This window comes from Photobacterium sp. GB-36 (assembly GCF_003026135.1).
GTDB lineage: Bacteria > Pseudomonadota > Gammaproteobacteria > Enterobacterales > Vibrionaceae > Photobacterium.
The window spans coordinates 74,841-87,042 of sequence record NZ_PYNY01000018.1 but is presented as its reverse complement, the minus strand read 5'-3'; the positions used below and the strand labels follow the sequence as shown (position 1 = coordinate 87,042).

At 38.1% G+C, this 12,202-nt stretch carries 9 protein-coding genes; 4 read left to right on the top strand and 5 right to left on the bottom strand.

The genetic code is table 11. The annotated features are described in order from the left end of the window. Positions 1 to 214: 214 nt before the first annotated feature. The 4 genes from C9J46_RS15425 to C9J46_RS15405 all read left to right on the top strand — a co-directional run bounded on the left by C9J46_RS15425 (position 215) and on the right by C9J46_RS15405 (position 6,104). Positions 215 to 2,356 carry a TonB-dependent siderophore receptor gene (locus C9J46_RS15425; protein ID WP_233217783.1) on the top strand — a complete coding sequence of 714 codons (2,142 nt, stop codon included), beginning with the start codon at positions 215 to 217 and terminating at the stop codon, positions 2,354 to 2,356. Positions 2,357 to 2,410: 54 nt separating this feature from the next. Beyond that, positions 2,411 to 2,983 (top strand): YfiR family protein, encoded by a 573-nt coding sequence (locus C9J46_RS15420; RefSeq protein WP_233217780.1) that lies wholly within the window; start codon positions 2,411 to 2,413, stop codon positions 2,981 to 2,983. Then, positions 2,973 to 4,982, top strand: coding sequence for a diguanylate cyclase domain-containing protein (locus C9J46_RS15415; protein WP_107246151.1), 2,010 nt, complete (start codon positions 2,973 to 2,975; stop codon positions 4,980 to 4,982). Before C9J46_RS15420 ends, C9J46_RS15415 begins: the two co-directional genes overlap by 11 nt. Positions 4,983 to 5,714: 732 nt before the next feature. After that, a complete protein-coding gene (locus tag C9J46_RS15405) occupies positions 5,715 to 6,104 on the top strand; it encodes a hypothetical protein (protein WP_105061977.1) in 390 nt (129 codons plus the stop codon). A 66-nt stretch (positions 6,105 to 6,170) separates the two neighbouring features. On the opposite strand, the gene C9J46_RS15400 is transcribed toward C9J46_RS15405, so the two are convergent. From C9J46_RS15400 to C9J46_RS15380, 5 genes are read right to left on the bottom strand one after another with little or no spacing between them, the layout of a single operon-like run. Continuing rightward, entirely contained in the window at positions 6,171 to 6,917 is a 747-nt protein-coding gene (locus C9J46_RS15400; RefSeq protein ID WP_233217781.1) for an ABC transporter ATP-binding protein, read from the bottom strand. Position 6,918: 1 nt separating this feature from the next. Next, positions 6,919 to 8,193 carry an ABC transporter permease gene (locus C9J46_RS15395; protein WP_107207543.1) on the bottom strand — a complete coding sequence of 425 codons (1,275 nt, stop codon included), beginning with the start codon at positions 8,191 to 8,193 and terminating at the stop codon, positions 6,919 to 6,921. Positions 8,194 to 8,195: 2 nt separating this feature from the next. Then, positions 8,196 to 9,410, bottom strand: a complete 1,215-nt coding sequence (locus tag C9J46_RS15390) for an ABC transporter permease (RefSeq protein ID WP_107246148.1) — start codon at positions 9,408 to 9,410, stop codon at positions 8,196 to 8,198. Beyond that, positions 9,407 to 10,681: a TolC family protein gene (locus C9J46_RS15385; protein WP_107207545.1), complete on the bottom strand. Its 1,275-nt coding sequence runs from the start codon at positions 10,679 to 10,681 to the stop codon at positions 9,407 to 9,409. Before C9J46_RS15385 ends, C9J46_RS15390 begins: the two co-directional genes overlap by 4 nt. Next, positions 10,681 to 11,811: an efflux RND transporter periplasmic adaptor subunit gene (locus C9J46_RS15380; RefSeq protein WP_107291151.1), complete on the bottom strand. Its 1,131-nt coding sequence runs from the start codon at positions 11,809 to 11,811 to the stop codon at positions 10,681 to 10,683. Before C9J46_RS15380 ends, C9J46_RS15385 begins: the two co-directional genes overlap by 1 nt. Positions 11,812 to 12,202 lie beyond the last annotated feature (391 nt).

Here is a 12,202-nt window from a genome sequence, read left to right as displayed (position 1 = left end):
GTTATGATAATTAATGTATATTTAACTTCTTGGATATCGCTATGTTAGCTATATATTTATCTAATTGTTACATTATAAATGAAAAAGAATATTTTTTACCATTAATTATTCCATTGGGGTATTTTGCTGGCTATTTGAAGTTTATAAATTGTAATTATTAAAAAACAGAACTACTTTGCTAGAATTAGTTTGAGATTTTTACTTTCTAATAATTATGAAAAATTACTTAATCAAACCATCTATTTTATTTTCAGTACTTTGTTTTTCTAGCTACGGCAATGTTTCATTAGCATCTGAAATTGATGACTTGATGTCGATGGATTTAGATGACCTCACAACGCAAAGTGTGACAGTTACTACGGCTGCAAAGAAAGAGCAATCGTTAAGTGATGTGCCTGCTGCTATTTATGTTATTACCAATGAGCAAATTAAGCGCAGTGGTGTTCGTTCTATAGCTGAAGCCTTAACTTTAGCGCCAGGAGTACAGGTAACTAAAATCAGTGAATTTAATTGGCAAGTATCCTTACGTGGTTTAAACGAGGCATTATTTAACAAATTATTAGTCATGGTTGATGGTCGTAGTGTATTTAGTCCTTTAATGTCAGGGACTTTTTGGCACACTATTGATGCTATTTTAGATGACATTGATCGCATTGAAATATTACGCGGTTCTGCCGGGACAATGTGGGGGGGGAATGCAACTAACGGCGTCATTAATATCATTACTAAAAATAGTAATGAAACGTTGGGACAATTTCTTGAAGTCGCTGTAGGTGAATATAATTATAAAGAAGTTAGTTATCGTAACGGTTTTCAAATTAATGATGTGACAACAGCAAGATTCTCAATGAAAGGTGTTCAATCTGACTATTACACTTTCAATGATGATGAATGGAATAGTTATGATATTTCATTTCGTACGGATTATGTTGAAGATGATCGATTTTTAACATTTCAGTTAGGCGGTTATCATACCAAGTCTGAACATTCTGATTGGTATCGTTATGAAATTTTAGAAACCCCCTTTAACCCTAATGATCCAATGAGTGCTGTCGTTGGCTATAAAGTAGGGCTAGAAGATTATTCTCGTGGTTTTTATACTAATTTAAACCTAGGTAAAACGGTTGATGATACGCAGTATGAAGCAACATTGTGGGTTGATAGTAACTCAAGAACAGAACCCTCCGCGAATGGTGAATACGATACATTTAATACAGATGTGTTAGCAATCAAGCAAATAAATCAAAATAATGAGCTGACATTAGGCTTAGGTGCGCGTTATACCAAAATAAAAGTTCCTGAGAAAAAAGCAGATTTTTACCTTGGTATGGAGCCATATCGTCGTACTAGTTCGAAGCAAATAGAACGCGAGCAAATTTATAATGTTTTCTCGCAATTAGAAACTCGGCTAACAGATAAGTTCACCTCTAGCATAGGAGGAAAAGTTGAACATTTCACTCGAAATAATACGACTGAGATTCAGCCTCAAGCGAGATTGTTGTATCGCGCTTCTGATGATCATCAATTCTGGGCGGGCGTTGGTCGAGCTGTTGTAACACCTTCCTCGGTTGATTCGACGACTGATTTATATCGATTAGGATTTGTAGTTGCACCCTTGCCTAATTGTGATGTTTCACAGCAAAATTGTTATGCCCAATATCCTATGCTTGCGTTGACGGCGGGTAATTCTGATATGGATAATGAATCGGTTGTTACATGGGATGCAGGATATAGAGGGAAACTCTCAGATACATTATCGATCGATACAACGATTTTCCTAAGTCACTATGAAAATTTGCGGATGCTTGATAATGGGTCATGGTATTGTCGCTACGGTGAATGTGTTGATGGTTCGACACAACCTGGTCAATTAGCCGTTCACGAGTTTAAATTAGTTGATGCTATTGATGCACAAAGTTACGGTGCTGAATTGTCACTGTTTTGGCAGCCAGTAAATGATATAAGTATCAATACATCATACAGTTATATTGATACTCAGGCTGAATGCAGTACAGAATATATGACATGTAATAGCTATGATAATGGCGGTTACAAAGTTTTGTATAATCTTCAGCCAAAACATTACGTTTCGTTACAAATGATGTGGACGATTAACTCACAATGGCAAATAGATGGCTGGCTAAAACATAAGAGCTCGGTATCATCATCTCTTGATTTTTATCAGCCGCCTGCAATAACGACAATGGATGTACGTGTTGCGTGGCAATACAATCAAGATTGGCCACTGGTTGAGTTTGTGGTTGATGGTTTAGGTAGTTCAACATATGAAGATTTACCGAATAAAGTACCATTAGAAGAAACAGCGTTTTTACGTTTTTCATGGACAAAATTGTAATGAGGCGGAATGCAGAGTAACTATTTCACTCCAGGTAAAGTTGTGTTGAATAAGATGGTAGGGCTGCTTGCAAAGCCTTACCATTTCTGCCGTTTGTACTTTCTGTGTTTTACTGCTGTTGTACTTATTTGTATCTATACTTTTGCAAATAAAGCCAATGCAGATAGCGTTGCTGACTATGAAATATCTGCTGTCTATATTTACCGTTTTTCTCAGTTTGTTACTTGGCCTCAAGACGACAGAACATTAACTTATTGCACTTTAGGTACTGATAATATCGCGTTAACATTAAGCCGATTGCTGAAAGCTAAAAATAACAAGATTGTTACGTTAACGAGCATTAGTCAGCTTGCGCAGTGCCAAATTGCTTATATTTCTAGGCAAAAAGAACTGGGTTTAACTCAAATACCAATTAAAGAAGGGGTGCTGACGATTGGTACTGGTAATTCCTTTTTAGCAAAAGGAGGGATGATTGAATTACGTTCAGTCAATAATAAAATCCGCCCTGTTATTGCTATATCGAGTGCCAAAAAAGCTGAGTTAACAATAAGTTCAAAATTATTGAAAATAGCTATACTTCCTTCTCTCAATAGCCAGCAGCAGGGAGGGGAAAATCATGCGCAATAATTGGATGAATTCTCTCTCTCTTAATCAACGTCTATATTTGCCGTTAGTCTTTTTTGTTGTTGTACTTTTTATCTTATTTCAAACGTTAAGCTCTTATAAATATATAGAGAGTGAAAAGCAAAATTTAGTAAATCGAATTACGATATTAAGTACGGGTATTGGTACGAATTTAACTGCCGCTATTCAGTTTGACGACGCGACAACCGGGCAAGAGATTTTATCGGCATTTTCAGCCGATCCAATGATCGTATCTGTTTCTGTGTTAACTGCGAACGATGTCGTTTTTGCTGGATTTAACAATACCGATAATAGGCATTTACCAGCAAATGATGCAGAAGAGGTCATAGTTAAAGCGCAAGGGCATGTTTTTAGTAAACAGTATTTATATATGCAGATCCCTATCTATATAGAGAACACAGAGCTTGCAAAAATGCGCATTGTTGTGTCTCTTGATAGATTACATGCCCTTAAATCATCTCAGATAGAAATTAGCTTGTATTTATTAGTGATTTTAATTTTATTTAGTAGTTTCGTTATCCGTCGATTACGGCATTGGATGATCAGTCCTATCCGTCAATTAAATGATGCGATGATTAATGTGATTCACTTTAATCAAACTGAAGTTGTACAGCATCCTACAAGTTCGAAAGATGAGCTAAGTGAATTGATCGATTGCTTTAATACGATGATCATAAAACTGAATCAGCGTGAATTAAAAATTAAACAGACTATTTCTCAATTAGAATATGAGAAAGAATTTGCCGATGATGTGATTAGTACAGTACAGCATGCGCTGTTAGTTGTTGATCATTCTGGACATATAATATTAGCCAATGATAGCAGCTCGAAACTATTTCACGATTCACCACAAGTTCTGCAATCCCAACATATTTGTGATGTGATTAAACCGGTTGATCTTGAAAAATTTCAAGATCAATTAGATCAAACACTACAGGGCAATAAGCAGTTTAGTCATGATTTAGTTAAAACGGTTGGCATAAAGGGAACGGCAATATATCAAGTAGTGAGCCATCCGCTACAGCATAAAAACCAGACTTTATTTGCGCTAGAAGATGTGACGGAACGGAGTGTTGCAGAGCGGCAACAACAGTTAGCGGCTAAGATTTTTGAAAATAGCCGTGAAGCGATTTTATTACTCAATGGCCAAGGTTATATTGAGATGGTGAATCTCGCTTTTTGTGAATTGATAGGTCAAGAGCACGGAACCATTATTGGTAAATATTACCGTTCGGTATTAATTGAAACCGAAACACTACTGATGAGAAAAGAAATTCTAATGTCGTTGTCTTTAGATCAGCAATGGCAAGGAGAATGTTCGTTCTTTAATCGTAAGAGAGGTGTTACGACATCTTTACATTTAAAAATAAATCAACTGATTGATACTGAAAGTAATGAGAGCCAAATTGTTGTGTTGGCTTCCGATATCAGCTCAGTAAAAGAAGCACAACGTTTAGCGTATATTGCTCAGCATGATGCATTAACACATTTACCTAATCGTGAATTCTTACACCATTATCTAGTAGAAGCGCTTACTTTACCTCGTAGCGATGTAATGGCTGTACTGTTTATTGATTTAGACGGCTTTAAATTTGTAAATGACTCTTACGGCCATGATATTGGCGATAAAGTACTTCAAATTGTCGCTAAGAAATTAATGATGAGTGTTCGTCAAAACGATATTGTTACGCGCTTAGCTGGAGATGAATTTGTAGCTGTACTCAATCCGGTTAATAGTCGTGAACCTATTTTAAATATAGGAGAGCGTATTATTAACAATATTTCCCAGTCAATTAATATCAAAGGCTATAGTATTAATATTGGTGCGAGTATCGGTTGTTACTATATTGAACCTCAAGATGTGACGGGGATTGATAGCGTCTTACATTGTGCGGATATGGCGATGTATCAATCAAAGATGCAAGGAAAAGGGCGTATCACTGAGTTTAATCAGCTCAACATAGACACACTTGCCGAATAGTGGTTTAGGCAGCATTATTTTACATAGTATTAAAAAAGAGAGGGCGCAACTTTCGTTGCGCCCTTAGGTCTTACTTGCAGCCATCCTGCTACTATCGTGCTCCTTGCATCATTCCTTTGATTGCTGTAATCCTTCAGCATAATCCTTTTTTCTTCTTCCTGAAGTTGTTCCTATGGCTTCCATAACCCGTCATAACATCCTGTTATAACTCTCATCTCTTTCCTTAGAGGTGTCCTTTACTTCTTCTTGAAGTGTCCTTGTGTCATCCTGACCGGTAAATATCCTATTTACCTTTACTACTTCCAGTAGTCTCCATCACAGTCCTTGTTTGATAAACCATCCTAGTTCATCACATCTCATCCTGAGATCACCAACGTCCTTGGTTCCAATCCTGTTCCTGTCGCCAGTTCCCTCTGACACCATTAATAATAGGTAAAAGTAGGAATAGAATATAGATATAGAGAGGGAAATTTTCTTTGTTGTATCGATTAATTATTTGTATGTATTGATCTTATTTGTTTAAAAACAAATGATTATAAAAATCACATGGACACTATATTCAAATTTAAGTGTGATTGTCTTAGTTGTTTGTAAGAGATCTCTTACAAACAACTAAGCAAAAGTGAACATGAGTTTAGCGATAAATGTTTGAGTAGTGTTAAATTTTACTGGATATAAAGTTTCGCTTTTTTGATGTGGTAAAGTTAACCCACATTAAAAGAGGAAAGATACATGAGAAAAACTCTGTTGCTGGTGGGGTTATTAGTTAGTTCACATGCAATGGCAAATGATCAGGCTTTGTTTAACGTATTGGCGAAAATCGTATATGTAGAGCATGGCATGGGTAAAGCGTGGGTTATTGTTGATGATATACATTGCGATACTCATCAGCACGAAATGCAGTGTGATTATAAAGAAGTGACAGAGCAACGCACAATTAAAGAAGAATTAGCCCAACAGTTAGTGGATACGTTACAGCCTTTCATTAGTCTCGATGATATTGATAATAAAAAACTAAAACAGCTTTCTATTAAAAATGCTAAATGTTTAAAGAAATCAGTACAAAACAGTTCAGGTGAAACAAATGGTGATTATCAATATCAATGTACTATTGAAAAATAAGAAAATACGGTTTAGAACGAAAATTATAAAATAGCGAGCAAAATGCCCGCTATTTTATATTTAAGATTAAATAACTGCCGATGCTAAAGGCGGTTTATAGCCTGTCTTTTTATCAGAAACTATTTGTCCATCTTTGATAGTGATAATGCGTGGCGTTCTTTCCGCTAGGCTGACATCGTGAGTGACGACAATTAAGGTTCTTCCTTGTTGGTGCAAGTCATTAAAAAGTGCTTCAATCTCTGCGCCTGATTTAGAGTCCAATGCCCCCGTTGGTTCATCCGCAAGGATAATTTGTGGATCGTTAACTAAAGCTCTCGCAATTGCCACACGCTGCTTTTGACCACCCGATAATTGATTCGGTTTATGGTGAATACGATCAGCGAGTCCTACTTGGGCTAATAAATCTGCCGCTTTTGCTCGACGTTCTTTTGTTTTTACGCCTCGGTACACGAGAGGTAGCGCAACATTATCTAATGCAGTGGCATATTCTAATAAGTTAAAACTTTGAAAAACAAAACCAATTTTGTGGTTTCTGATTTTTGCAAGTTGGTGGCTTGTCATTGATGATACATCGTTATTATCCAGCAAATATTCGCCAGATGTCGGTTTATCTAAACAACCTAGCATGTTCATCAGGGTCGATTTACCAGAGCCTGAAGGGCCAAGTATTGATAAAAACTCACCAGAATGAATAGTGAGAGAGACATTATCTAATGCTTTAACTAAATTATTTTCTTCGCCATAGAACTTACAAATATGATTAAGCTCAACTAAAGCTGTGTGTGCCGGAGAGGTACCCAATGTATTTGTCATTTTATTCACTTTGTAATGCCTCTAATGGCGTAATACTTGCGGCTTTATTCGCTGGGAACCAAGCTGCAAGAATACCAACCAGAATTAATGCAGAAATTACGATTAACATAACGGACAGTGACAACTCAGGTTTAGGGCTGCCCAAACGAGCATAAAAACCCGAATCTGAAATAGGGATTGCGTCAATGATGCTGACAAGGCCAAGCGTCATTAATAACCCGATAAAACCACCCATAGCCATCGTCATCATAGCTTGCACAATATAATGTAAACGAATATGGCTAGGCGTTGCTCCTACTGCCATCCGAACTCCAATATCACGTGTTGCGCGTTTTACACTGGCGTACATGACATTTGCAATACCTATTCCCGCAACGCCTAATGTTACAAAGCCAATAATGCCTAAGAAACTCTGTAGCCCGAGTAAAAATGAACGCATGGTTTCTTGCTGTAGCAGCATGTCATCCGTTTGAATTAACTGTTCATCAGCAATATCCGCGTTGTATTTTCGTGCAATTACTTGCCGTATAGTTTTGGCCAATTGTTCACGGTTGGCGTTGGGTTGAGGTTCTACATTAATACCTTGGATTGGAGAATTGGGATAAAAGCGTTGCCATGTCGCCAACGGCACCAATATGCTGTATTCAGAGGAAGACCCCGACTCAATGTTACGATCATCTTTTAGTACACCAATTACGGTGAAATCTTCATCACCAATTTTAAATTGTTTACCAACAGGATCGCTGTCGAGTTTTACGTCTTTATCCCAGCTAAACGCAGCTTTGTTAAATAATAGCGCTGCTGTTGTTTTCCCTAAAATAGCGACTTTTCGCTGTTCTTTTGTATCAAGAGGGTTAAACCAGCGGCTACCTGCCATTAATGTTAAATCATTGAGTTTTTTATAATTGTTTTCAACCGCAAGCGGAAACATAAAGGCTTGGCGATCTTTGTAATGCGCACTTTCTTCCCATGTTGCGGTTGCTGAAACCATTTTTACTGTTGGTAATGCTTTAATAAGCTTTTGATCTTCAATGGCTAAATCAAGTGATTTTCCTTTGTAAAAATTACCATAATTAATGGATGCGACACCGGTTGATACATAAATGAGATTGCCGTTTCCACTGGTTGAACTGCGAATTAACCCTTGGCGTAAACCCTCACCAGCTGCGAGCATGGTACTAATACAGACTGTCGACCAAACAATGGCAAGAATAGTAAGACTTAAGCGAAGTTTCTCGGCTGACATTTCATGGAAAATTTGTTTAACAGGAAACATTGTTAGGCCCTCGCACTTAATGCTATCACTGGCGTTAAGTGTGCAGCCCTACGTGCTGGAAAAAATGCAGCTAATAAGGCAAGTACTGCTGTGATCATGAGTGTTAAAACGATAGATGTTGACGTCATTACTGGGTGACCGAGCCAATCGGGTAATGAGAGAAGATTTAAGCATTGAATGATGATGGCAGAAACGGCAATACCGGTGAGAGCTCCCACTGTCACCAATACAGCACCTTCTACCATAAACTGCATCAAAATATGAGTAGGGGTCGCACCAATGGCAAGCCTTACGCCTATTTCGCGGGTTCTTTCTGCTACAGATAAAAACATGATATTAGCAACACCTAATGCACCTACCGCGAGTGTCATTGCACCGCTAGCGCCTAAAAATAGCTGGATACCTCGTAACAGACTGGTGTAGAAATCGGCAAAGCGGCTGTAATCTGGCATTCGTATAGCCTGTTTGTCTTTAGGATCAAATTGGTACTGTTTAGCGAAAAAGCTTTGCATTGCTGTACGTAATGCCATGCCTGAAATACCTTTCGCTGGTTGCACTAACAGATCGGTAGGATTACTTAGCCATAAGTCATTAAATGTTGTACTTGGAATTAAGGCGGCACGTTTAATTCTGGTAAGCCCGCTACTTTCTGTCTTTTTTGAAATACCGATCACTTGAAACGGCACACCATTGATGTTGATGTTGTCGTTCAAACGAATGTTTCCGCGTTTCGCGAGACGCCAGCCTATAATGGCAACACGAGTATGGTTGGCTAAATCACTCGGTGATATTTTACGAGAGCCTAGCACTAAACGTGTGTTATTAAGCGCCAGGAAGTGATTATCAATACCAAAAACATTTCCTTTTAATTGAGTGCCGTCAATATCGGTGACTTGTGCTTTGGCATTCGAATATAAAATAGAGACTTGTTTTATTTGAGGCACCTCAGACAACGCACTTAGCTGCTTTTCCGTTGTCGTGATCTTTCTTCTCGCAGGGTATCCTTGCCACGGTTTGCTCGTTTGTGCAAAAGAGACTTTCTGTGTATCGCTCATCAGCATAGAAAAAGATTTTAAGTTTTCACGATAAAACCCTTCGCCTAATGCGACTAAGACTAAAACTGAAACAATCCCCCAGACTATCGCAATAATGGCCAATGCACTTCTCAACCTATGGGTAAGCAGTGTTTGAACGGTTTGGCTAAGCAGTGTGATCATGGCATTAAGGCCTGAGAAAGCTGAGTAATTGTTTGGTCATTGAGTTGACCTGTTAGCTTTAGCAATTCAATTCGGTTTAACCAGTATTGATAGAGAAGTTGCTGTAAGTCTTCTTTACTTTGATATACCGTATCTTGAACGTTGATAACGTCTAATGCTGTTGTACCATCAGCGCCAGAATTAAATAAAATTTCTTTAGTTTTAAGTGCCTTTTCATCGGACTTGACTTTTTCTACGCCCATTTCAACGCGTTTCCAATCCAGATCAAGTTGGTTAAAGCGTGTTTTCACATTATTTTCGAGATTAAGTTCGACTTTTCTTAATTGCTGTTTAGCTATTTGTAACTCGAGCTTAGATTGTGAAACTTTGGTTTTAATCGCGCCATTAAGATCAATCGGCACTGAAACACCAAGGTTTGCACTCATCCCTTCGCTATTATTGTCAAAGTTATTACTGTAGCCAACAGAGCCGTTAACAGTAGGGTAGTATCCCGCTTGTGCTTGATCTACCGCGAGTTGCTGACGTTTTACATTTTGTTTCGCAATCAATAATTCAGGGCTGTTATCTTTTGCTTTGTTTAACCATGCTTTTTCATCATTGACGGCCAGTGCTGGTTGGTGAAGATTTTGGCTGTCGATTTCATTGACACGATCAGGTGTTTGGTTGATCACGATAGCGAGTTCAGACTGTTTTTCAACGAGATCTGATTGTCGTTGCAATACAGTAGTCTCAGTGCCAATGACATGCGCTTTAGCATCGTCAATTCCTGTTGACATGATCAAACCGGATTTGTAGCGCTGTTCTGTCAGTGAGAGAAGTTGTTGACTATCTTTACGTTGTTGCTCTGCAATGGTTAGCGAACGTTGAGCTTGTGCTAAAGCGAAATAAGCTTGGATAAGCTCTTCTGCCAGTGTGTTTTTCGCTTGCGTAATCGCGATTTTTGCAATAACTACATCTACTTGTGATTGATCCAATGCAGCCCAGTTTTGACTATTCCAAATCGATTGATTAAGTGAAATATTGTAGCCATTACTGTTGCCACCATCTTTAGTCCAGCCCGTTGTTGCACTCCCTTGAAGGCTAGGAAGTAATGCACTTTTGCTTAGTGATACACCGTATTGACTCTGAGTTTCTTCAAGCTGTTTAATACGGTAATCAGGATTGGTTTGTTTTGCCGCTTTCCATGCTTGATCAATCGTTAATGCGAAGCTTTGAGTGCATACCAAACCCAGTGAAAGACTCAATAGTGTGTTACGCCATAAAGCTGTCATTATAAGCCCTCGACCATGCTAGCATCGATGATGCTTTGTTTAGGTTCAATGCCTGATAAGACTTCAACATTAATACCGTCTGATAAGCCTAGCTTCACGGGAACCTCTTTATAGCCTTTCGTTGAGTCATCGGCGATAAGTACAAAAGGATCATTACCTTTAAAATGCAGAGCGCGTTCAGGTACCGTCATTACGTCTGTCGCTTTTTTCAATGTGATATGTGCAGTAGCCGTAAAGCCTGAGCGTAAAGTAATATCTTTAGGAAACTTAATGTCACTGACTTCAACTGCAAAACCGTTGTCAAAGCTCTGCGCTTGCTGGTTGTTATTACTATCGTTGTTTAGTTTTTCTGATTGCACCGCAACTTTAGTGAGTTTTCCTGCAATTTTTAGATCAGGATAAGGCGCAAGGGTTAATTCAACTGGCATTCCCTCTGTTAGTTGGGCTGCATCATGTTCACTCACCGAACCTTTAAAGATGATATTTTTCATATCAGCCATGGTCATAATTTCTGTCGCTGCTTGGTTTGATTCCGTTGAAGTGATCGGTTCACCGACATCGACTTTGACATCTAATACCGTACCGTTAATCGGCGCATAAATAATAGAGGTGAGTTTGGTGGAGCCTGCATCTGATTCGCCTTTACTCATTAGATCAGATTCTTGTTGTTTTTGTTTTAACTCAGCGGTTCTCGATTTCACATCTGCTTGTGCTTGAATATAGGCATCGAAATTAGCTGGAATAATTTTCTGAGCCGCTAAACGTTTTAAATTCGCTAATTTTATTTTGGCTGATTCCAAATCGGCTTTGCTTTTTAATAAGTCAGCATTAACACGAGTCAGATCTTGCGGTGTCGGGTTTGGACGAAGCTTTATAACGGGAGAGCCAGCCTCTACTTTGTCACCTAGATTGACATAAATTTTATCTACTATCCCTTCTATTTGAGATTTAATCTTTACCGCTTGAGCCGGCATGATTTGTCCTACCGCAATGGCTTGTTTCTCAATCGTCGCATTTTTAGCAGTCAGCATGGTGAAATGGTGTTCATCAGAAGAGGGAGCTTTAACTGCATAAATACCTAAGGCAGCAATAGCACTTAGGGTTGCAACGACAATCCAGCGTTTTTTCATAGTAATACTCTAACGGTGTAAATCGAAAAAAGGAATCTAAGTAAGACAACTATGAATAGCAGAATTCATAATTACAATGGTTAAATTTTAAATAGATATAAATTAAAAGTGTTATTTAACTGTCAAGTTATTTTTAGAGCAATAAAAAGGAAAACGATTGTTAACTAGAAAAGAATACATCGTCATTTAGCGGCAGGAGCAATATGTATAAATAGGCGTTAACCTTCCTATCAACTGATTATATTGTGCTTAGTTCTGAATTTAATTTTTTATTGTGATTATTTTACGTATAGGTTTATGTATTCACAGCTGATGATGGAATATTTTCTCCGGCTTATTAAAATATTGACATAACCGAATAAATGTAACCTGCCTTCTTTTTTTTTGATAA

What these genes read in the sequence shown, in the direction of transcription:
- C9J46_RS15385 (WP_107207545.1), bottom strand. Translation starts at nt 10,681, where the DNA reads ATGACAGCTTTATGGCGTAACACACTATTGAGTCTTTCACTGGGTTTG.
- C9J46_RS15380 (WP_107291151.1), bottom strand. Translation starts at nt 11,811, where the DNA reads ATGAAAAAACGCTGGATTGTCGTTGCAACCCTAAGTGCTATTGCTGCC.
- C9J46_RS15425 (WP_233217783.1), top strand. Translation starts at nt 215, where the DNA reads ATGAAAAATTACTTAATCAAACCATCTATTTTATTTTCAGTACTTTGT.
- C9J46_RS15415 (WP_107246151.1), top strand. Translation starts at nt 2,973, where the DNA reads ATGCGCAATAATTGGATGAATTCTCTCTCTCTTAATCAACGTCTATAT.
- C9J46_RS15395 (WP_107207543.1), bottom strand. Translation starts at nt 8,193, where the DNA reads ATGTTTCCTGTTAAACAAATTTTCCATGAAATGTCAGCCGAGAAACTT.
- C9J46_RS15390 (WP_107246148.1), bottom strand. Translation starts at nt 9,410, where the DNA reads ATGATCACACTGCTTAGCCAAACCGTTCAAACACTGCTTACCCATAGG.
- C9J46_RS15405 (WP_105061977.1), top strand. Translation starts at nt 5,715, where the DNA reads ATGAGAAAAACTCTGTTGCTGGTGGGGTTATTAGTTAGTTCACATGCA.
- C9J46_RS15400 (WP_233217781.1), bottom strand. Translation starts at nt 6,917, where the DNA reads ATGACAAATACATTGGGTACCTCTCCGGCACACACAGCTTTAGTTGAG.
- C9J46_RS15420 (WP_233217780.1), top strand. Translation starts at nt 2,411, where the DNA reads ATGGTAGGGCTGCTTGCAAAGCCTTACCATTTCTGCCGTTTGTACTTT.